At 57.9% G+C, this 18856-nt stretch carries 22 protein-coding genes; 14 read left to right on the forward strand and 8 right to left on the reverse strand.

Annotated features, from left to right (window positions below; genetic code table 11):
* From GRPL_RS05460 to rutG, 3 genes are read left to right on the forward strand one after another with little or no spacing between them, the layout of a single operon-like run.
* On the forward strand, positions 1 to 591 hold the full coding sequence (locus GRPL_RS05460; RefSeq protein ID WP_032700333.1) for a malonic semialdehyde reductase: 591 nt from the start codon (positions 1 to 3) through the stop codon (positions 589 to 591).
* 9 nt (positions 592 to 600) lie between these two features.
* On the forward strand, positions 601 to 1095 hold the full coding sequence (rutF, locus tag GRPL_RS05455; protein ID WP_004860416.1) for an NADH-dependent FMN reductase RutF: 495 nt from the start codon (positions 601 to 603) through the stop codon (positions 1093 to 1095).
* 21 nt (positions 1096 to 1116) lie between these two features.
* Positions 1117 to 2439 carry a pyrimidine utilization transport protein G gene (gene rutG, locus GRPL_RS05450; protein ID WP_032700334.1) on the forward strand — a complete coding sequence of 441 codons (1323 nt, stop codon included), beginning with the start codon at positions 1117 to 1119 and terminating at the stop codon, positions 2437 to 2439.
* Between the two features lie 167 nt (positions 2440 to 2606).
* Here rutG and GRPL_RS05445 read toward each other — a convergent pair whose 3' ends face one another.
* The gene (locus GRPL_RS05445; protein WP_004860412.1) at positions 2607 to 2780 is read right to left on the reverse strand and encodes a con-10 family general stress protein; all 174 of its coding nucleotides are present in this window, start codon (positions 2778 to 2780) and stop codon (positions 2607 to 2609) included.
* 382 nt (positions 2781 to 3162) lie between these two features.
* Between GRPL_RS05445 and wrbA the strand changes: the two genes are divergently transcribed.
* Both wrbA and GRPL_RS05435 read left to right on the forward strand, forming a co-directional pair.
* On the forward strand, positions 3163 to 3759 hold the full coding sequence (gene wrbA / locus GRPL_RS05440; protein WP_004860410.1) for an NAD(P)H:quinone oxidoreductase: 597 nt from the start codon (positions 3163 to 3165) through the stop codon (positions 3757 to 3759).
* 20 nt (positions 3760 to 3779) lie between these two features.
* Positions 3780 to 4007, forward strand: coding sequence for a YccJ family protein (locus GRPL_RS05435; protein WP_004860407.1), 228 nt, complete (start codon positions 3780 to 3782; stop codon positions 4005 to 4007).
* A 74-nt stretch (positions 4008 to 4081) separates the two neighbouring features.
* Here GRPL_RS05435 and agp read toward each other — a convergent pair whose 3' ends face one another.
* The gene (agp, locus tag GRPL_RS05430; RefSeq protein ID WP_032695711.1) at positions 4082 to 5329 is read right to left on the reverse strand and encodes a bifunctional glucose-1-phosphatase/inositol phosphatase; all 1248 of its coding nucleotides are present in this window, start codon (positions 5327 to 5329) and stop codon (positions 4082 to 4084) included.
* Positions 5330 to 5485: 156 nt separating this feature from the next.
* Between agp and GRPL_RS05425 the strand changes: the two genes are divergently transcribed.
* Together GRPL_RS05425 and GRPL_RS05420 are read left to right on the forward strand one after the other, a co-directional pair.
* Positions 5486 to 5935: a winged helix-turn-helix transcriptional regulator gene (locus GRPL_RS05425; protein ID WP_032700335.1), complete on the forward strand. Its 450-nt coding sequence runs from the start codon at positions 5486 to 5488 to the stop codon at positions 5933 to 5935.
* A 130-nt stretch (positions 5936 to 6065) separates the two neighbouring features.
* Complete coding sequence (locus GRPL_RS05420; RefSeq protein WP_032700336.1) at positions 6066 to 6860, forward strand: SDR family NAD(P)-dependent oxidoreductase; 795 nt, start codon at positions 6066 to 6068, stop codon at positions 6858 to 6860.
* Here the strand turns inward: GRPL_RS05420 and GRPL_RS05415 are convergent.
* Positions 6857 to 7216 (reverse strand): winged helix-turn-helix transcriptional regulator, encoded by a 360-nt coding sequence (locus GRPL_RS05415; RefSeq protein WP_032688422.1) that lies wholly within the window; start codon positions 7214 to 7216, stop codon positions 6857 to 6859. The two genes, GRPL_RS05420 and GRPL_RS05415, sit on opposite strands and share 4 nt — an antisense overlap.
* A 100-nt stretch (positions 7217 to 7316) precedes the next feature.
* Here GRPL_RS05415 and GRPL_RS05410 point away from each other — a divergent pair, with 100 nt between their 5' ends.
* Complete coding sequence (locus GRPL_RS05410) at positions 7317 to 8066, forward strand: SDR family oxidoreductase (protein WP_032700337.1); 750 nt, start codon at positions 7317 to 7319, stop codon at positions 8064 to 8066.
* Positions 8067 to 8083: 17 nt separating this feature from the next.
* Here the strand turns inward: GRPL_RS05410 and GRPL_RS05405 are convergent, their stop codons facing one another.
* Positions 8084 to 8308 (reverse strand): hypothetical protein, encoded by a 225-nt coding sequence (locus GRPL_RS05405; RefSeq protein ID WP_032688424.1) that lies wholly within the window; start codon positions 8306 to 8308, stop codon positions 8084 to 8086.
* 247 nt (positions 8309 to 8555) lie between these two features.
* Between GRPL_RS05405 and GRPL_RS27880 the strand changes: the two genes are divergently transcribed.
* Complete coding sequence (locus GRPL_RS27880; RefSeq protein ID WP_004860391.1) at positions 8556 to 8678, forward strand: small membrane protein; 123 nt, start codon at positions 8556 to 8558, stop codon at positions 8676 to 8678.
* A gap of 100 nt (positions 8679 to 8778) precedes the next feature.
* On the opposite strand, the gene GRPL_RS05400 is transcribed toward GRPL_RS27880, so the two are convergent.
* From GRPL_RS05400 to GRPL_RS05395, 3 genes are all read right to left on the reverse strand, one after another.
* Entirely contained in the window at positions 8779 to 10170 is a 1392-nt protein-coding gene (locus GRPL_RS05400) for an APC family permease (protein WP_032688425.1), read from the reverse strand.
* Positions 10160 to 10363 (reverse strand): YmjE family protein, encoded by a 204-nt coding sequence (locus tag GRPL_RS28605; RefSeq protein ID WP_072000007.1) that lies wholly within the window; start codon positions 10361 to 10363, stop codon positions 10160 to 10162. The genes GRPL_RS05400 and GRPL_RS28605 overlap by 11 nt, the downstream gene beginning before the upstream one ends.
* A gap of 173 nt (positions 10364 to 10536) precedes the next feature.
* Entirely contained in the window at positions 10537 to 11955 is a 1419-nt protein-coding gene (locus GRPL_RS05395; RefSeq protein ID WP_032688426.1) for a glutamine synthetase family protein, read from the reverse strand.
* Between the two features lie 225 nt (positions 11956 to 12180).
* Between GRPL_RS05395 and puuD the strand changes: the two genes are divergently transcribed.
* From puuD to GRPL_RS05375, 4 genes are all read left to right on the forward strand, one after another.
* A complete protein-coding gene (gene puuD, locus GRPL_RS05390) occupies positions 12181 to 12933 on the forward strand; it encodes a gamma-glutamyl-gamma-aminobutyrate hydrolase (RefSeq protein WP_181890568.1) in 753 nt (250 codons plus the stop codon).
* 25 nt (positions 12934 to 12958) lie between these two features.
* Positions 12959 to 13516, forward strand: coding sequence for an HTH-type transcriptional regulator PuuR (gene puuR / locus GRPL_RS05385; protein WP_032688428.1), 558 nt, complete (start codon positions 12959 to 12961; stop codon positions 13514 to 13516).
* A 238-nt stretch (positions 13517 to 13754) separates the two neighbouring features.
* Positions 13755 to 15242 carry an aldehyde dehydrogenase PuuC gene (gene puuC / locus GRPL_RS05380; RefSeq protein ID WP_032700338.1) on the forward strand — a complete coding sequence of 496 codons (1488 nt, stop codon included), beginning with the start codon at positions 13755 to 13757 and terminating at the stop codon, positions 15240 to 15242.
* A gap of 2 nt (positions 15243 to 15244) precedes the next feature.
* The gene (locus GRPL_RS05375) at positions 15245 to 16525 is read left to right on the forward strand and encodes an NAD(P)/FAD-dependent oxidoreductase (protein ID WP_032688430.1); all 1281 of its coding nucleotides are present in this window, start codon (positions 15245 to 15247) and stop codon (positions 16523 to 16525) included.
* 180 nt (positions 16526 to 16705) lie between these two features.
* Here the strand turns inward: GRPL_RS05375 and GRPL_RS05370 are convergent, their stop codons facing one another.
* On the reverse strand, positions 16706 to 17656 hold the full coding sequence (locus GRPL_RS05370; RefSeq protein ID WP_162180108.1) for a LysR substrate-binding domain-containing protein: 951 nt from the start codon (positions 17654 to 17656) through the stop codon (positions 16706 to 16708).
* 82 nt (positions 17657 to 17738) lie between these two features.
* Between GRPL_RS05370 and GRPL_RS05365 the strand changes: the two genes are divergently transcribed.
* Entirely contained in the window at positions 17739 to 18824 is a 1086-nt protein-coding gene (locus GRPL_RS05365; RefSeq protein ID WP_032700339.1) for a tartrate dehydrogenase, read from the forward strand.
* Positions 18825 to 18856 lie beyond the last annotated feature (32 nt).

Here is an 18856-nt window from a genome sequence, read left to right on the forward strand (position 1 = left end):
ATGAGCGAAAGCATTAGCCAAAGCGCGCGCGACAGTCTGTTTACTCACGCCCGTACCCACAATGGCTGGCTGGATAAACCGGTCAGCGATAGCCTGCTGCACGAAATATACGATCTGATGAAAATGGGGCCGACCTCCGCCAACTGCTCCCCCGCACGGATCCTGTTTGTCCGCACGCCGGAAGGAAAGGAGAAACTGCGTCCGACGCTCTCCAGCGGCAACCTCGAAAAAACCCTGCGCGCGCCGGTGACCGCCATCGTGGCCTGGGATCGCGCCTTCTACGATCGCCTGCCGACGCTGTTCCCCCACGGCGATGCCCGCAGCTGGTTCACCTCCAGTCCGCAGCTGGCGGAAGAGACCGCCTTTCGCAACAGCTCTCTGCAGGCGGCATATCTGATTTTCGCCTGCCGCGCCCTTGGCCTGGATACCGGCCCGATGTCAGGGTTTGACCGCGATAAGGTTGATGCTGCGTTCTTTGCCAACAGCGGCTGGAAGAGCAACCTGTTGATTAATATTGGTTATGGCGACACTGCCAAACTGTATGGCCGCCTGCCGCGCCTGTCCTTTGATGATGCCTGCCAGCTGGCGTAAGGAGCCACTATGTCCGTAGCGGATAAACAGAGTTTTCGTGACGCCATGGCCCAGGTCGGCGCGGCGGTCAACGTGATTACCACCGATGGCCCGGCGGGTCGCGCCGGATTTACCGCCAGCGCGGTCTGTAGCGTCACCGATACGCCGCCAACGCTGCTGGTCTGTCTCAACCGCTCCGCCTCGGTGTGGCCAACCTTCCGCCAGCACCAGGCGCTGTGCGTCAACACCCTGGCGGCTGGCCAGGAGTCGCTCTCCAACGTCTTTGGCGGTAAAACGCCGATGGCGGAGCGTTTCGCCGCCGCCGAATGGCAAACCGGTCTCACCGGCTGCCCGCGCCTGGTCGATGCGCTGGTCAGCTTCGATTGTCGTATCAACCAGATAGTCAGCGTCGGCACCCACGACATTTTGTTCTGTGAAGTGGCCGCCATCGTCAGACATCCAGAGCCGCGCGGGCTGATGTGGTTCGACCGCGGCTACCACACGCTTATGCGTCCAGCCTGTTAACTTCAAACCCGGGATATCATCATGGCACTTTTCGATTTTCCTCGCTGGCAGTTGACCTCCCCTTCCGCCGCGTCCGGCGTGGTGGCCCCCGATGAACGCCTCTCCGTCGGACAAACGATGGTCATGGGCGTCCAGCACGCGGTCGCCATGTTTGGCGCCACCGTGCTGATGCCCATCCTGATGGGGCTGGATCCTAACCTGGCGATTTTATTGTCCGGTATCGGCACGCTGCTGTTTTTCCTGGTAACCGGCGGTCGGGTGCCAAGCTACCTGGGCTCCAGCGCCGCCTTCATCGGCGTGGTTATCGCCGTCACCGGCTTTAATGGTCAGGGACTCAATCCGCACCTTAGCGTCGCCCTCGGAGGAATTATCGCCTGCGGCCTGGTGTATACCCTGATTGGCGTGGTGGTGATGAAAATCGGTACCCGCTGGATTGAACGACTGATGCCGCCGGTGGTGACCGGCGCGGTGGTGATGGCCATTGGGCTCAATCTCGCCCCCATCGCCGTACACAGCGTCTCCGCCTCCGCCTTCGATGGCTGGATGGCGGTGCTGACCGTACTCTGTATCGGACTGGTGGCGGTCTTTACCCGCGGGATGATCCAGCGGCTGCTGATTCTCGTCGGCCTGATCGTTGCCTGCGGGCTGTACGCGCTGCTGGCGAATCTCCTCGGGCTGGGTAAACCGCTCGACTTTACCTTACTGCACCAGGCGGCGTGGTTCGGGCTGCCGCACTTTACCGCCCCGACCTTTGACGGCCAGGCGATGATGCTGATAGCCCCGGTGGCGGTGATTCTGGTGGCGGAAAACCTGGGGCATCTGAAAGCGGTCGCCGGCATGACCGGACGCAATATGGACCCTTATATGGGACGGGCGTTCGTCGGCGACGGGCTGGCGACGATGCTCTCCGGCGCGGTGGGCGGCAGCGGCGTGACCACCTATGCGGAAAATATCGGCGTGATGGCGGTGACCAAAGTCTATTCCACCCTGGTGTTTGTTGCCGCCGCGCTGATTGCCATTTTACTCGGCTTTTCACCGAAGTTTGGCGCGTTGATCCATACGATCCCCGGGCCGGTTATCGGCGGCGCGTCGATCGTGGTCTTTGGCTTGATTGCGGTCGCCGGCGCCCGTATCTGGGTACAGAATCGGGTTGACCTGAGTCAGAACAGCAATCTGATCATGGTGGCGGTCACGCTGGTGCTCGGCGCCGGAGATTTCGCCCTGTCGCTGGGCGGGTTTACCCTTGGCGGGATCGGAACGGCCACCTTTGGCGCGATTTTACTTCACGCGCTGCTGAACCGCCGCGCACGTGAAGCAGAACAGCCCGACGTCACCCCCGTTTAAAACGCTATGCTTACGGGGCGGCGAAGAACGTGTCGCCCCACAATCTCATGCGCTGCCAGGGGGGCTCGCGACAGGCAATAAAAACCGCCGGCGGAGGCCGGCGGCGAGGAGGATGTGGCAGGTGCCGAGGAGAGTAGAGCCACATCAAACACAGTCAGCCGGGCAGGTCAGCTATGACGATTGCCGTGACTGTTTTTCCCCCCTTTTTTGCCGGCTTCCGAGGCGCGCTGAGGATCGTTTTTGAAGTTCCCCCCGCTATGCTGGCCACCCTTACGACCTGCTTCTGATGCTCTTTCACGATCCTCAGCAAAGTTGCCGGAACCGCCACGATGGTTTGCCATCACTGACCTCCATTTGGTTAGACATCATCTTGCATTGCGTACAATACGAGGCCGCGACTCAGCGGCATATGGCATGGCCATTTTTCGTATTGCGTGCTGTTAAGCGTAGTGAAGGAAACTCATTCACCAGACAAATAGTAACATTCTGTAATAATTTGACGGCCACAACGGATTTACCGCCGCCCGCGCCGCGCTAAGCGTCTCTTATGGCTGATGAAAAGCGGGCAGATAAAGATGTTTCTTTTTGCGACAAACGCGTTCTTTGCAATTTTGTTATAAATCAAATAAATGATTGTTAGATTTGCACTCTTAGCCAGAGGCCTTATCTTTAAAGGTAGCCAGTCGTTTGGCTGGTCTCTAACGCAACCGAGGAGTGATGCAAATGGCTAAAATTCTGGTGCTTTATTATTCAATGTATGGACACATCGAAACCATGGCTCACGCTGTCGCCGAAGGGGCGAACAAAGTAGACGGCGTTGAGGTGGTCGTGAAGCGCGTGCCGGAAACTATGCAAGCTGAGGCGTTCGCCAAAGCAGGCGGGAAAACGCAGAATGCGCCCGTCGCCACGCCGCAGGAACTGGCAGAGTATGATGCCATCATCTTTGGTACCCCCACCCGTTTCGGCAATATGTCCGGACAAATGCGCACCTTCCTCGATCAGACCGGCGGCCTGTGGGCATCGGGCGCACTGTACGGCAAACTGGCCAGCGTCTTTAGCTCTACCGGTACCGGCGGTGGACAAGAGCAGACCATTACCTCTACCTGGACCACGCTTGCCCATCATGGGATGGTGATTGTCCCTATCGGCTACGGCGCCCAGGAGCTTTTTGATGTGTCGGCGGTGCGCGGCGGCACACCGTATGGCGCAACCACTATCGCCGGCGGCGATGGTTCTCGTCAGCCAAGTCAGGAAGAGCTGGCGATCGCCCGCTATCAGGGTGAACATGTCGCAGGACTGGCAGTTAAACTACACGGCTAACCTTCAGCAGGAGGATTTGCATGCCAACTCAAGAAGCGAAAGCCCACCACGTGGGTGAATGGGCTAGTTTACGAAATACCTCTTTAGAGATCGCCGAAGCGATTTTTGAATTAGCCAAATACGATGAAAAGCTAGCAGAGAAAATTTGGGAAGAAGGCAGCGATGAAGTGCTCTCTTTGGCCTTCGCGAAAACGGATAAAGACGCCCTTTTCTGGGGCGAACAGACCATCGAGCGCAAAAACGTGTAACCCGGAGTGCCCGGCGCATGACCGGGCCAACAAAACAAGACCCGGACCGACCAGCCATGGCCGGTCCGTTTTTTTTATTTCGCCGCGTCGTTCATCACCTGCTTAAAGGTCTCCATCGGACAGAAGCCGTTTGCATCCACCGGACAGCCGTTCAGCGCCAGGGTCACGCGCTGCGGCGGGGATTGCAGGGTTAAGGTTTCGGTATTGCGCAGCTGCGCCGTGCTTTGATACACATACTCAATTTTCATCAGCTCACGGTTGGCGCCGCTATCATGCCAGCGCTGGAAAACAATTTTCCCGCCGATCGGGGTCCGTTCATACTGGTCATGCAGCTGATAAGGTTTGAAGTCTAACGCCGTCAGCAGTGAGGCAATATTGGAATCGTGCCCCACCAACAGCGTCACTTTCGCCGCCTGAGCGGGATCGCTGACCAGCGCTTTATCGATATATTTCACCAGCGGTTTAGCCACGTTGCGCGCCACTTCCGCCGAGGTGAACAGGCTATCCTGATAGCCGTTTTTCAGCTTCGACAACACCTGCCACTGTTTGTCGGTTTTTATCTCGCCCCACGCCACCTGATCCAGCGGATACCCTTCGTAATACTGCAGCGTGAAGGCATCAACCAGCGAGTTGCCCACCTTTAACGGCCCGGAAACGCCAGGTTCCTGCTGATATTTTGCGCTGAAGGTATCCTTGCCGTCGCTCAACGAGCACTGCTGCTTCTCTTTGCAGGACGGTGAATTTTGATAGTCCGTCATCACTTCGAGTAGCTTGTAGCTGTCGGCCAGCTGCATGGTCTGCCGCTCTTTTTCCATCGCCTGTACGGCTTTTTCGCTGAAGGCGGCAGAATCGTCGGTAATCACCGGATTAAACGTCGGGTCCATGGTGCCCATTTGCGGCTGGTGATGAACCGTAACCCCACAGCCGGGGAACGCGCCGGTTATAAAGAACTGCGCGGTCGCCACGGTACGTTGCAGGCTGTTGGCGTAGGCGTAAACGCTATTCTCCGCCGGACACTCGCCGCGGGTGACCAGCCCCTGCTGCGCCAGCCATTCGCGCATATAGTGCCCCATATAGACCTCAAGCACGCCGCCCTTAGTGGTCAGCTGACCGCCGGGCACATCCCACTCCGGCCATGATTTCGGCGTTGACTGCTCCAGCACGCTGCCGTTGTTGGCCAGCGGCGCGCGCAGGTTGTGGCGACTCATGATCAACACCTGCTGTAGCTGATAGCCCTGCGGTGCCGTCTGTTCCTCTGCCTGGGCAGCCGTCGATAACAATACGGCGCCGGCCACGACGCTGGCGAGTAGACTCTTTTGCATCCCTTAATCCTCAGTCAGTGATTATCATCGCTTTCATTGTGACAAATTGATGACATTTTTCCGCACGACGGCTCGCAAACTCACGCAACGGGAGAAACTTTTCGCAGCCCGGGGAAATAGTTTTATAATAAAACGACTGAAGCCACAGGAGCTCTCGTGAAACGTACTCGTCTGGAAAACAGCAGTTGCCCCATTGCCCGCTCACTTGACGTCATTGGCGACTGGTGGTCGCTACTCATTGTCCGCGATGCCCTGGGGGGGACCCGGCGCTTCAGCGAATTTCAAAAGCACCTTGGCATTGCTAAGAACATGCTCGCCGGGCGGCTAAAAATGCTGGTGGAAGAAGGTATTCTCACGATGCAGCCCGCTTCGGACGGTAGCGCGTGGCAGGAGTACGTGCTTACCGAAAAGGGGCGTGGGCTGCAAACTGTGCTGGTGGCGCTGGCGCAATGGGCCGACGAGTATCTGTTGACGCCCGACGAACCCGCCACCGTGTTGATTGATAATCTCACGCGCCAGCCGCTGCGCAAGCTGGTGCTACAGGCCGCCGATGGCCGGACGCTCCGCCCCGACGATATTACCGCCAGACTGCCGCTAACAGAGTGATTTTAATTATTATTACTTTTTAATCATTCCTCATAACAAAATAACCTCCGCCAATTGGTTGCATTATTAAACCATTTAACGCATGCTGAATTTGGTTTAATAATGCAACCACATTACTTGAGGTAACTCCATGACGACCCCTTCTTATACCGCTTTGATTACCGGCGCATCTTCCGGCATCGGCGCCCTCTATGCCGAACGTCTCGCCGCTCGCGGCTATCACCTGATTCTGGTCGCACGTCGGGAAGAACGTTTGCAGGCCCTCGCCCAAGAGCTGCAGCGCCAGTACGGCATCCGGGCCGACGTGCTCAAGGCAGACCTGAGCGAAGAAAGCGGTATCCGCGCCGTTGAAGCGCGCCTGCAATCGGATCCGACGATTGCGCTGATGATTAACAACGCCGGCACGGCGAAAATGGGGGGGTTACTGACCACGGATGTGCGCGAACATCAGATGATTCATACCCTGAATACCACCGCTCTGCTGCGCCTGAGCTATGCGGCGTTGGCCGCCTTCAGCCCTCGAGGTCAGGGGACGCTGATCAATATCGCCTCCATTCTTGCGCTGCATGCGCTACCGGGCAGCGCCGTCTACAGCGCCAGCAAGGCGTGGGTGCTGAGCTTTACCCGCGCGCTTCAGGAGGAGTTTGCCGACAGCGGTTTGCGTATTCAGGCGGTGCTTCCGGCGGCAACCGCGACGGATCTGTGGCCCACCTCCGGCGTCGCTCTTGACGCACTGCCGGCAGGCTCGGTGATGACGACGGAAGATCTGGTGGACGCGGCGCTTAGCGGCCTTGATCAGGGCGAAAATATCACCCTGCCGCCGGTTCACGATCTGGCGCTCTGGACCCATTACGACCAGGCGAGGCTCGCGCTGTTCGGCAGCGCACGCACCGGCCAACCGGCGCCGCGCTATCGCCGGGCTTAACGTTTGAGCAGGTGGCCGTGCTGACTCATCCACTCCGCCAGCGGCTGAAGTGCGCTGCGCATCGACAGTCCCAGGTCAGTTATCTGATATTCAACGCGGGGGGGAATTTCGGGATAGACGCAGCGCGACACCAGCCCGCGCTGCTCGAACAGCCGCAGCTGGCGGGTCAGCTCTTTTTGCGTAATCGGCGCCGCCGCGCGCAGCAGTTCGCCGAAGCGCACCGGCGCATTAAGGACAATCAGCCGGTAGAGAATCGGGATCGCCCACTTCCCGGCAATCAGATTAACAAAATCGGTCATCGGGCAAGCATGCTGCACGAAATTATTTTCCCCGACGCGCGCCGCTGTCTTCGCCATAGCACACCTTTCGCCTCATTAGTATCCAATTGGTACCTGGTATCCTTTGGATACTAAAGCTTTTATAGTCCCTTTTCCACAGCACTGTCAGGAGAAGGTAATGGGACGTTTAGCAGGAAAATATGCGCTGATAACCGGCGGGACCAGCGGGATTGGTCTCGCTACGGCGCAGACGTTTATCGCCGAAGGGGCGCAGGTGGCGGTGACAGGGCGTAATCCGGTCGCCCTTGAGCAGGCGCAGGCGCTACTGGGTAACAATGGCTGGGTCATCGCCGCCGATTCCGGCGACGCCGCCGGGCAGCGCCAGCTGGCCGCAACCCTCGCCGACCGCTGGCCGCAGCTGGATGTGGTGTTCGTCAATGCCGGTGATGTCACCCATGCCCCTTTCGGCGACTGGCGCGAAGCGGAGTGGGATCGATTGATGAATATCAACCTGAAAGGGCCGTTCTTCTTGCTGCAGGCGCTGCTGCCGCTGCTCGCCAACCCGGCGTCGGTCATTCTTTGCGGATCGGTCAGCGCCCATATCGGCCTGCCCACCAGCAGCGCCTATGCCGCCAGTAAAGCCGGGCTGCTGTCGCTGGCGCGTACCCTGTCGGCGGAGCTGCTACCATACGGTATTCGGGTGAATGGCCTGAGTCCGGGCCCCGTGCGCACCCCGGCGCTGGATAAACTCGGCCTCAGCGCCCAGGCCTTGAGCGACCTGCAGGAGGAGATCAAAAACCTGGTGCCGCTGGGACGGATGGGCACGCCGCAGGAGCTGGCCAACGCCGCCCTGTATCTGGCATCGGATGAGTCCAGCTACGTACTCGGCAGCGAACTGCGGGTGGATGGCGGCACGGGAAATCTCTGAGCCGGCGGCGGCGGGCGTTACTCCGGTAGCGGTACCGCCGCCAGCGTGCAGATCGCCTCATGCTCGCCGCCGCGGCGATCGACCATCACCACTTTGTCCCCCGCTTTTTTGCCTTCACAGGGTTTTAGCACCTGATCCATGATTCGTTCGCGGGTTTGTTGGCGATCTGACTCCGCTGCGCCGGCAAATGAAGTCAGGATAAGAGTCAGCCCAACCAGGCCGACGATATGTTGATTACGCATGCATTACTCTCAGACAATTCTTACTCAAATGCAGGGTATCAGCCCGCGGGCCGTACGTCTGTAAAATCACTTAACGGAGTGTTACCCGGCCGACGAAACGGCGCTTCAGACCGGTCAGTATGATTTTATCATCCTGATTTTTTTCGATTTTAACCGTAAAACGAGTCATATTTCGGACACATCCTGATGCTATCTTACACGTAACTTAATAGAGTTCATGGTTTTCAACTCAAGCCCAGGATCGCTTATGTCCGGTATTATTCTCATTGTTGTCGCGGTCATTTTGCTGGGAGTGGCGATTTACAGTCTGGTGTCATACGTCAAAGAACGCCGCGCCAGCCAGCTCCCGACCCATAAGAAGAAAAAATAGCCCCTCCCGAGGTACCACGTTGCGCCACGACGCATCCAGGAAGAATAAAAGCAGGCGTTATGCCTGCTTTTATTCTTTACTTCCTGTTCAGTCTGAACGGTTACGACTCCCAGGCCTGCTCTGCTTTACGGGCGTCAAACTGCGGCGGAGGCTGACGGAAGCGACGGGTCAGCCAGGTCAGATACAGCAGCCCTAACGCCGCCCACACCAGACCCAGGGTCAATGATGTTGCCTCCAGGTTAACCCACAGGACCGCTACCGTCGCCGCGCCAATTAGCGGCAGAATCAGGTAGTGCACGCGATCCTTCCACGTTTTGTTATAGCCTTTACGCCGCCAGAAGTGGTTGAACACCGACAGGTTGACGAAGGTAAACGCCACCAGCGCGCCAAAGTTAATCAGCGCCGTCGCGGTCACCAGATCAAAGAACAGCGCCGACATCGCCACCACGCCCACCATCAACACGTTGAGGGCCGGGGTCCGCCATTTCGGATGGACATAGCCAAAAATACGCTCCGGAAAGACATTATCGCGCCCCATGACATACAGCAGGCGGGAGACGCTGGCGTGCGACGCCAGCCCCGACGCCAGCGTGTTGACGAAGGTAGTACAGAGGAAAATCGACTGGAACAGTTTCCCACCGACGTACAGCGCAATTTCCGGCAGCGCCGCATCCGGATCCTTAAAGCGGCTGATATCGGGGAAAAAGAGCTGCATAAAGAAGGAGGCGACGATAAAGATAATCCCGCCATAGACCGCCGTCAGGAAAATGGCTTTCGGAATGGTGCGTGCGGCATCCGGCGTCTCTTCCGACAGCGTGGTGACCGCATCAAAACCGAGGAACGAGAAACAGACAATCGTCGCCCCGGTGATAATCGGAATCAGATGGGCATTCTGGCTGATAAACGGTTGCAGCGACCAGACGGTCCCGACCCCTTCACCCTTATGCAGCCCCTGCACCACCAGGAAAATAAAGACGACCATGATCGCAATCTGCACCAGCACAAACAGCGTATTGAAGTTGGCCACCAGATTGACGCTTTTGATATTCGCCGCGGTCAGAATCGCCACAAATCCCACCACCCACACCCACGGCGGAACTTCCGGAAACAGCGCCGACAGATAGATCTTCGCCAGTAGCACGTTGATCATCGGTAAAAAGAGATAATCCAGCAGTGAAGACCAGCCCACCATAAAACCCACGTGCGGGCTGATCGACTTCTGCGCATAGGTATACGCCGACCCGGCCTCCGGGAACTGTCGCACCAGCTTACCGTAGCTGATAGCGGTGAACAGCACCCCGGCCAGCGCCAGAAGATAGGACGCGGGAACGTGGCCGTTACTGATTCCCGAGACAATACCAAAGGTATCAAACACCGTCATCGGGGTGAGATAGGCCAGCCCCATCATCACCACCTGCCAGAGCTTGAGCGACTTGCGTAAACGCGGTTTCCCCGCCGCGGATGAGATGTCGAGAGAAGTGTTAGCAGCCATAGTTATACCCCCCCATGTAAACGTGGGTTTGCGGGCGCAATGACCGGGTAACAAACCTGCTTAGCAAGGGGGTAAGGCATAAATAATCGGTTAAAACGTTTCGGCATACGGCGGTTGATTTCGCGTTATTACGGCATGCATCGCGGCCTTCATGGCCTCCTTCTCCCTGCGGATATTTGAACATCGGCGTCATCTCTTACCTCGTCACACACTGTGTCGTTAACTGAAGCCCCGTTATCGCCTGCGCTCCTTTACGCGACATCCGGGAAATGGCTGGACTCCCAGCAAAAACGTCCGACCAGGCTCCGCTCAGGCCGTATGATGCTACTTGTCTATCAAATCTACAGGTCCCTTGCGGGGCGGCAATCAGGCGTTTTTCAACATCCACTCAATTTCGGTTTCTGTGATAAGACGCTCAAACTGCAGTAATTCGTCATGTTTACAGGCGTGGTAAACGTGGCAGAAACGTTCCCCCAGGCGCTCACGCAGGCTATCGTTTTGCATAAACTCCCACAGCGCATCGCTTTGACGGATCGGGAACGGCAGCCCTTCCTGCTCCAGACCGTTGCCTTCCACCTCTTCCTGCAACGGCAGCGTATTGTCCAGACCGTGCAAGATGCCGGCAAAGATCGCCGCCATCACCAGATACGGGTTGGCGTCGGCCCCCGCCACGCGATACTCCACCCGGTGATTCTGGCGATCGCCGCAGGGGATCCGCAGCGCCACCGTCCGGTTGTTATGCCCCCAGGAGGCCTGCGTCGGCACATACATACCCGGCTGGAAGCGGCGGTATGAGTTGACGTTTGGCGCCAGCAGCGCCATCGACGCCGGCATCAGGTCAATCATCCCGGCGAGCGCGCGTTTCAGCAGCGCAGAATCTTCGCCACTGGCATCCGCGAGAACGTTTTCGCCCTTGTTGTTTTGCATGCTGATATGGATGTGCATCCCGCTACCGGCATGCTCTTCATAAGGCTTGGCCATAAAAGTGGCATGCATCTTATGCTTCTCTGCCATCAAACGCACGAGGCGTTTTAACGCCAGCGCATCGTCGCAGGCATCCAGCACGTTATCGGTGTGATGAAGGTTGATTTCGAACTGACCCGGCGACGCTTCCGCCACCGCGCCATCGGCCGGAATCAGCTGCAGCTGGGCCAGCTCATCAATGTCGTTGAGCACGTCGGCGAAGTGGTTGAGGTTATCCACGGAGTAGACCTGGCTTTGGGTGTTGCGATCGCCGGTACCCGGCGCGCAAGGCGGCTGGAGATAGCCTTCCGCATCGCGTTTACGATCGAGTAAATAGAACTCCAGCTCTACCGCTACCACGGGGAACAACCCACGCTGGCGCAGCTGCTGCCAGAGTCGATTGAGAACGTTCCGCGGCTCAACGTCAAAGGGAGCGCCATCTTCATCAACCATGGTCAGCTGCAGCTGCGCGATAGACTCCGGGTCGGCGGCAGAAGGGGTTAAGGTGCCCGGTACCGGTACGCAGGTACAGTCCGGTTCCCCCATCTCCTGGCCCAGACCGGCCTCTTCCACCACATTTCCCAGAATATCCATGGCAAAAACGGAGGCCGGGAAGTAGCACCCTTTTTCCAGTTTGCTCAGGCTGGAGACCGGGATGCGCTTACCGCGGAAACAGCCGTTCAGATCGGTCAGCAGCACATCGACGTACTGCGTATTCGGATACTGCTCAAGGTAGCGCTTCACTTCCCAGGTGAATGCGCTGCCCCGTCTCTCTTCTGACTGCTGAACAAAATTCTCAACTTCTACAATATTGGTTTCCATCATTCACCGCCGTTGTGTTGGTTTCGGAGCCGGGCTTTCTTGCCGTTAAATATAATGTCCACCATTCGAATGTGTATGCAAACAAAATGTTTGTCAAATGTTAAATTAAGTTTGCAAACGGCAATTCTCACTGCTAGATTGAGAAAATATTGAACGATATGGCCATTTAAAGCGCTAAACGGTCATAATTTAGTCCACTTTGTGAGGGCGATCATGGAAAATATAATGTACAAGCCAGTTATTGGTGTCGTGATGTGCAGGAACAGGCTGAAGGGTCACCAGACCCAGACCCTGCAAGAAAAATACCTGAATGCAATAATTAACGCCGGTGGATTGCCGATTGCCCTGCCGCATGCGCTGGCCGAACCGGAACTGCTTGCCGCGTTGTTACCGCAACTGGACGGCATTTACCTGCCGGGCAGCCCCAGCAATGTGCAGCCGCACCTTTATGGTGAAAACGGCGATGAGCCTGACGCCGATCCCGGGCGTGATCTTCTGAGCATGGCACTGATAAACGCCGCACTCGAAAGGCGCATCCCCATTTTCGCCATCTGCCGTGGGTTACAGGAACTGGTTGTCGCCACCGGTGGGACTCTGTATCGTCGTCTTTTCGAGCAGCCGGAGCTCCTCGAACATCGCGAAGATGCGGAACTGCCGGTAGAGCAGCAATATGCGCCGTCTCACGAAGTACAGGTTCAGCAAGGAGGATTACTTTCACAGTTAATACCGGGCTGCAACACGTTTTGGGTAAACTCGCTACATGGGCAGGGAGCAAAGACATTAAGCTCGCGTCTGCGCGTCGAAGCCCGTTCTTCCGATGGGCTGGCAGAAGCGGTCAGCGTCAATGACCACCCCTTCGCGCTGGGGGTACAGTGGCATCCGGAATGGAACAGTAGTGAATACGCCCTGTCGCGTTTGTTGTTTGAAGGTTTTATCACCGCCTGTCAGAACCGCATGGCTGAAAAGCCGCGGCTCTGACCATTACAGTTAAGGAAATGCAAATATGAGCGATGACGGACTGGCGCCAGGAAAACGTCTGTCAGCGATCCGCCAACAGCTGGGTCTCTCACAACGTCGTGCCGCCGAACTGTCTGGGTTAACACATAGTGCCATCAGTACCATAGAACAGGACAAAGTCAGTCCTGCCATCAGTACGCTGCAAAAGCTGCTGAAAGTTTATGGGCTGTCGCTCTCGGAATTCTTTTCTGAACCAGAAAAACCTGATGAACCGCAGGTGGTTATTAATCAGGATGACCTTATCGAAATCGGCAGTCAGGGGGTTTCGATGAAGCTGGTGCATAACGGAAATCCGAACCGTACGCTGGCGATGATTTTTGAAACTTACCAGCCTGGAACCACAACCGGGGAGAGGATCAAACATCAAGGTGAGGAAATTGGCACCATACTGGAAGGTGAAGTCGTACTGGTCATCAATGGTCAGTCGTATCATCTGGTTGCTGGGCAAAGCTATGCCATAAATACCGGCATACCGCACAGTTTCAGCAATACTTCGGCCGGCATTTGCCGAATTATCAGTGCCCATACCCCCACCACATTCTGATTTTTTAGCCTGAGCAGGTTTCAGGCTTTCTTCTGGCCTGCTCCGTCGGATGCCCTGTTTCCGGCGGAGCGAAGAACACGCAAATAATACGCAGCGTAGTGCGGAATCTTATTTCCTGCTGGCCGCAATAATACGCGCAAATAAAACGCGCTAAAGACGGTATCTGACTCCGGGGACGCCCTGCGCCCTGTGCTGTCTGAAATGCCCACTATTCGATTATGTGATTAAGGAGTCTTATATGGATTTCAAACATCTGGCCTGGTGGCAGGATAAAGCGAAAAGCATGGAGATTGAAACGCGGTTATTTATTAATGGCGAATACTGCTCTGCTGTCGATAATACCACGTTTGAAACCATCGACCCTGCCGCCCAGCACACGCTGGCGCACGTCGCCCGCGGTAAAAAGGCCGACGTCGACCTCGCCGTTCAGGCCGCGCGCCGCGTCTTTGAATGCGGCGACTGGTCACAGGCATCACCCGCGAAGCGTAAAGCGGTGCTCAATAAGCTGGCGGACCTGATGGAAAGCCACCGTGAAGAGCTGGCGCTGCTGGAGACCCTCGATACCGGAAAGCCGATCCGCCACAGCCTGCGCGACGATATCCCCGGCGCTGCCAGGGCCATCCGCTGGTATGCGGAAGCCATCGACAAAGTGTATGGCGAAGTCGCGCCGACCGGCGTCAATGAGCTGGCGATGATCGTCCGCGAACCGGTAGGCGTGATTGCCGCCGTGGTCCCGTGGAATTTCCCGCTGCTGCTGGCCTGCTGGAAACTCGGTCCGGCGCTGGCTACCGGCAATAGCATCGTGCTTAAACCGTCTGAGAAATCACCGCTCACCGCCCTGCGTCTTGCAGGCCTGGCGAAAGAAGCCGGGCTGCCGGACGGTGTGCTGAACGTGATCAGCGGTTTTGGCCATGAAGCGGGCCAGGCCCTGGCGCTGCACCCGGACGTCGAGGTCATCACCTTTACCGGCTCCACCCGCACCGGCAAACAGCTGTTAAAAGATGCCGGCGACAGCAATATGAAGCGCGTCTGGCTGGAAGCCGGCGGTAAAAGCGCCAATATCGTCTTTGCCGACTGCCCGGATCTGCAAAAAGCGGTCAACGCCACCGCCGGCGGCATCTTCTACAACCAGGGCCAGGTGTGCATCGCCGGGACCCGCCTGCTGGTTGAAGACAGCATTGCCGATGAGTTCCTCAGCCATCTGCAGGAGCAGGCTCGCCTCTGGCAGCCGGGCAACCCGCTCGACCCCAACACCACCATGGGCATGTTGATTGATAACACCCATGCCGACAGCGTCCACAGCTTTATCCGCGTGGGTGAGAGTCACAGCACCTTACTGATCGATGGGCGGAAAAATCCGTGGCCGGCCGCCGTCGGCCCGACCATTTTTGTCGATGTCGATCCGGCCTCCCCTCTGAGCCGGGAAGAGATTTTCGGCCCGGTACTGGTGGTTACCCGCTTCACCTGCGAAGAAGAGGCGTTACGGCTTGCCAACGACAGCCATTACGGCCTGGGCGCCGCGGTCTGGACGCGCGATCTTTCCCGCGCCCACCGCATGAGCCGGCGCCTGAAAGCGGGCTCCGTTTTTGTGAACAACTATAACGATGGTGATATGACCGTCCCGTTTGGCGGCTATAAGCAAAGCGGAAACGGACGCGATAAGTCTCTGCACGCGCTGGAAAAATTCACCGAACTGAAAACGATTTGGATGACTCTGGAGTCTTAATTATGACCGAACATACCACCAGTTATTACGCCGCCAGCGCCAACAAATACGCACCGTTTCCGACGCTGAGCGAATCCATCAGCTGCGATGTCTGCGTGGTCGGCGGCGGCTACACCGGCCTCTCTTCCGCCTTACATCTTGCCGAAATGGGCTACGACGTGGTGCTGCTGGAAAGCGCCCGGATCGGCTTTGGCGCCAGCGGGCGCAACGGCGGCCAGCTGGTAAACTCCTACAGCCGCGATATCGACGTGATTGAAAAAACCTACGGACCGGACGCGGCAAGAATGCTCGGCAGCATGATGTTTGAAGGTGGCGAGATCATCCGCGAACGTATCCAGCGCTATCAGATTCAGTGCGACTATCGTCCCGGCGGCCTGTTTGTGGCGATGAACCACAAACAGCTGGAAACCCTGGAAGAACAGAAAGCGAACTGGGAGCGCTACGGTAATAACCAGCTGGAGCTGCTGGACGCCAATGCCATCCGCCGCGAGGTCAACAGCGATCGTTACACCGGCGCCCTGCTCGATCATAGCGGTGGTCATATTCATCCTCTGAATCTGGCCATCGGCGAAGCGGATGCCATTCGTCTGAACGGCGGACGGATTTATGAACAATCGCCGGTCACCCGTATCCAGCACACCAGCCCGGCAGTGGTGAGCACCGCCAAAGGCCAGGTGACCGCCCGCTACGTGATCGTCGCCGGGAACGCCTACCTTGGCGACAAAGTGGAGCCGGAGCTGGCCAAACGCAGTATGCCGTGCGGTACCCAGGTGGTCACCACCGAGCCGCTGTCCGAGGAGGTCGCCCGCTCGCTGATCCCGAAAAATTACTGCGTGGAGGACTGCAACTATCTGCTGGACTACTACCGCCTGACCGGCGATAACCGTCTGCTGTACGGCGGTGGCGTGGTCTACGGCGCCCGCGATCCGGACGATGTTGAACGCCTGATCATGCCGAAGCTGCTGAAGACTTTCCCGCAGCTGAAAGGGGTGAAAATCGATTATCGCTGGACCGGCAACTTCCTGCTGACGCTTTCGAGGATGCCGCAGTTCGGTCGCCTGGACAACAACATCTATTACATGCAGGGCTACAGCGGCCACGGCGTCACCTGTACCCACCTCGCCGGTCGGCTGATTTCCGAGCTGCTGCGCGGGGATGCCGAGCGCTTCGACGCCTTTGCCAACCTGCCGCACTACCCGTTCCCGGGCGGACGAAGCCTGCGTATTCCGTTTACCGCAATGGGCGCGGCGTACTACAGCCTGCGCGACCGCCTCGGGGTGTAAGCCGGTACGCCGCCTGGGGTCGATAACTGCCGCCGGGTTCGTTGATCCCGCGCCCGGCGCGCCTGCGACGGCGCCAGGGCACCGTTTACTGGCGTCGGCTGTTTGACCGCACGCCCTGCGGCGTATCGTCGCCCGCACGCCCGGCAGCACCCGCCGCCGGGCGTGTTCTCGTCTTACGCATCAGGTTTCGCGGCTCACGATGCATTGCTGTGGATAGTGCTGCTGAAAGTAGTGGCGTAAAAACTCTACCGTGGCCCGGATTTTCGCCGAGGTCGCCAGCCGCGACACATACACCGCCCAGATATTGGCCGGTTGAGAGTATTCCGGCAGCAGATGCACCAGGTGGCCGCTGGCGATGTTGTCACGGACATCCCACCACGAGCGTAGCGAGATCCCCTGCCCGTCCAGACACCACTGATGCACGATCTCCCCGTGGTTAGAGGAGAGCGGGCCGGTCACCTTAATGGCCTGCTCCCCCTCTTTTCCGTGAAGCTGCCAGACACCAAACGGCCGATCGCGCTCTTTAATCACCAGACAGGGCAAGGTCGCCAGATCGCTAAGCTGCCTGGGCTGCGGATAGCGGGCCAGAAACGCCGGCGAAGCGCAGAGAATCCGCTGATTGGTCGCCAGTTTACGGGCAATCAGATTGGGGGCGATATCGTCACCCACGCGAATATCGAGATCGACGCCTTCGTTCACCAAATCTACCAGCCGGTCTGCAACATCAAACCGCAGCTCCAGCTGCGGATACTGACGAGCCAGCGCCGACAGCGCCGGTGCCACCACCCGGCGCCCAAAGCCAAAGCTGCTGATAATCCGCAGCGTCCCCTGCGGCACCTGACGCACATCGGACAGCTCATCCATCATCTGGTCGACGTCCTGCAAAATGCGCTGCGCCCATTCGTAGATGCGCTCGCCCTCTTCGGTAATCGTGACCCGCCGGGTGGTGCGGTGCAGCAGCAGCACATTCAGCGTCTGCTCAAGCAACGCAATGCGCTTGCTGACAAACGCGGGCGAAACGCCCAGCTCTTCGGCGGCTGAGGCAAAACCGGCGCGGCGGGCAACCAGCATAAACACGCGTAAATCATTTAGCAGCGGCAGATTATTCATGAACTGTGTTTTATGTTTCACCAGTTAGCGTGATTAATTATGAACCAGTCAATTATAGGATAGAAAGGAAGTCAATTTTCATCGCTGATAAGTGAGAACCGGTATGAAGAAAACCTGTCGTATTGCCGCCATCCCAGGGGACGGTATTGGTAAAGAAGTTCTGCCTGAAGGTATTCGCGTATTACACGCCGCGGCGGAACTCTGGGATTTGTCATTAAGCTTTGAACAGATTGAATGGGCCAGCTGCGACTATTACGCCCGCCACGGCAAAATGATGCCGGACGACTGGCATGAGCAGCTGAAGACCTTTGATGCTATCTATTTTGGCGCCGTCGGCTGGCCAGAAACCGTCGCGGATCACGTCTCACTGTGGGGCTCGCTGCTCAAGTTTCGCCGCGAGTTCGATCAGTACGTCAACCTGCGCCCGGTGCGCCTGTTTCCCGGCGTTCCCTGCCCGCTGGCGGGTAAAAAAGCCGGCGATATTGATTTCTACGTGGTGCGGGAGAATACCGAAGGGGAATACTCCTCGCTCGGTGGACGCGTGAACCCCGGGACCGAACATGAGATGGTGATTCAGGAGTCGGTATTCACCCGCCGCGGCGTAGACCGGATCCTGCGCTACGCCTTTGAGCTGGCGCAAAGCCGCCCGCGTAAGACCCTGACCTCCGCCACCAAATCCAACGGGCTGGCCATCAGTATGCCCTTCTGGGATGAGCGCGTAGAAGCCATGGCCCGGGAGTACCCTGACATCCGCTGGGATAAACAACATATCGATATCCTGTGCGCCCGCTTCGTCCTCCAGCCGGAACGCTTCGACGTGGTCGTCGGCTCAAATCTGTTCGGCGATATCCTCTCCGATCTTGGCCCGGCCTGTACCGGCACTATCGGCATCGCCCCGTCGGCGAACCTGAATCCGCAGCGTACCTTCCCGTCGCTGTTCGAGCCGGTGCACGGCTCGGCGCCGGATATTTATGGCCAAAACATCGCCAACCCAATAGCCACTATCTGGGCCGGCGCCATGATGCTGGATTTCCTCGGCGCCGGCGACGCGCGCTATCAGGCGGCGCATGACGGTATTTTACTGGCCATTGAGCAGGTTATCGCCAGCGGGCCGAAAACGCCGGATATGAAGGGGAATGCCTCGACCCGGCAGGTCAGCGACGCCATTTGCCAGGCGATTTTACGCTAACCCGCCTCCCCGGCGCCGTGCCGCCGGAGGAA

Source organism: Klebsiella planticola ATCC 33531 (genome assembly GCF_000735435.1).
Taxonomy (GTDB): Bacteria; Pseudomonadota; Gammaproteobacteria; order Enterobacterales; family Enterobacteriaceae; genus Klebsiella; species Klebsiella planticola.

Bases quoted from the DNA above. Each gene is read 5' to 3' on its own strand.
- GRPL_RS05460 (WP_032700333.1), top strand. From the start codon at position 1: ATGAGCGAAAGCATTAGCCAAAGCGCGCGCGACAGTCTGTTTACTCAC.
- rutF (WP_004860416.1), top strand. From the start codon at position 601: ATGTCCGTAGCGGATAAACAGAGTTTTCGTGACGCCATGGCCCAGGTC.
- rutG (WP_032700334.1), top strand. From the start codon at position 1,117: ATGGCACTTTTCGATTTTCCTCGCTGGCAGTTGACCTCCCCTTCCGCC.
- GRPL_RS05445 (WP_004860412.1), bottom strand. From the start codon at position 2,780: ATGGCAAACCATCGTGGCGGTTCCGGCAACTTTGCTGAGGATCGTGAA.
- wrbA (WP_004860410.1), top strand. From the start codon at position 3,163: ATGGCTAAAATTCTGGTGCTTTATTATTCAATGTATGGACACATCGAA.
- GRPL_RS05435 (WP_004860407.1), top strand. From the start codon at position 3,780: ATGCCAACTCAAGAAGCGAAAGCCCACCACGTGGGTGAATGGGCTAGT.
- agp (WP_032695711.1), bottom strand. From the start codon at position 5,329: ATGCAAAAGAGTCTACTCGCCAGCGTCGTGGCCGGCGCCGTATTGTTA.
- GRPL_RS05420 (WP_032700336.1), top strand. From the start codon at position 6,066: ATGACGACCCCTTCTTATACCGCTTTGATTACCGGCGCATCTTCCGGC.
- GRPL_RS05415 (WP_032688422.1), bottom strand. From the start codon at position 7,216: ATGGCGAAGACAGCGGCGCGCGTCGGGGAAAATAATTTCGTGCAGCAT.
- GRPL_RS05410 (WP_032700337.1), top strand. From the start codon at position 7,317: ATGGGACGTTTAGCAGGAAAATATGCGCTGATAACCGGCGGGACCAGC.
- GRPL_RS05405 (WP_032688424.1), bottom strand. From the start codon at position 8,308: ATGCGTAATCAACATATCGTCGGCCTGGTTGGGCTGACTCTTATCCTG.
- GRPL_RS27880 (WP_004860391.1), top strand. From the start codon at position 8,556: ATGTCCGGTATTATTCTCATTGTTGTCGCGGTCATTTTGCTGGGAGTG.
- GRPL_RS05400 (WP_032688425.1), bottom strand. From the start codon at position 10,170: ATGGCTGCTAACACTTCTCTCGACATCTCATCCGCGGCGGGGAAACCG.
- GRPL_RS28605 (WP_072000007.1), bottom strand. From the start codon at position 10,363: ATGACGCCGATGTTCAAATATCCGCAGGGAGAAGGAGGCCATGAAGGC.
- GRPL_RS05395 (WP_032688426.1), bottom strand. From the start codon at position 11,955: ATGGAAACCAATATTGTAGAAGTTGAGAATTTTGTTCAGCAGTCAGAA.
- puuD (WP_181890568.1), top strand. From the start codon at position 12,181: ATGTACAAGCCAGTTATTGGTGTCGTGATGTGCAGGAACAGGCTGAAG.
- puuR (WP_032688428.1), top strand. From the start codon at position 12,959: ATGAGCGATGACGGACTGGCGCCAGGAAAACGTCTGTCAGCGATCCGC.
- puuC (WP_032700338.1), top strand. From the start codon at position 13,755: ATGGATTTCAAACATCTGGCCTGGTGGCAGGATAAAGCGAAAAGCATG.
- GRPL_RS05375 (WP_032688430.1), top strand. From the start codon at position 15,245: ATGACCGAACATACCACCAGTTATTACGCCGCCAGCGCCAACAAATAC.
- GRPL_RS05365 (WP_032700339.1), top strand. From the start codon at position 17,739: ATGAAGAAAACCTGTCGTATTGCCGCCATCCCAGGGGACGGTATTGGT.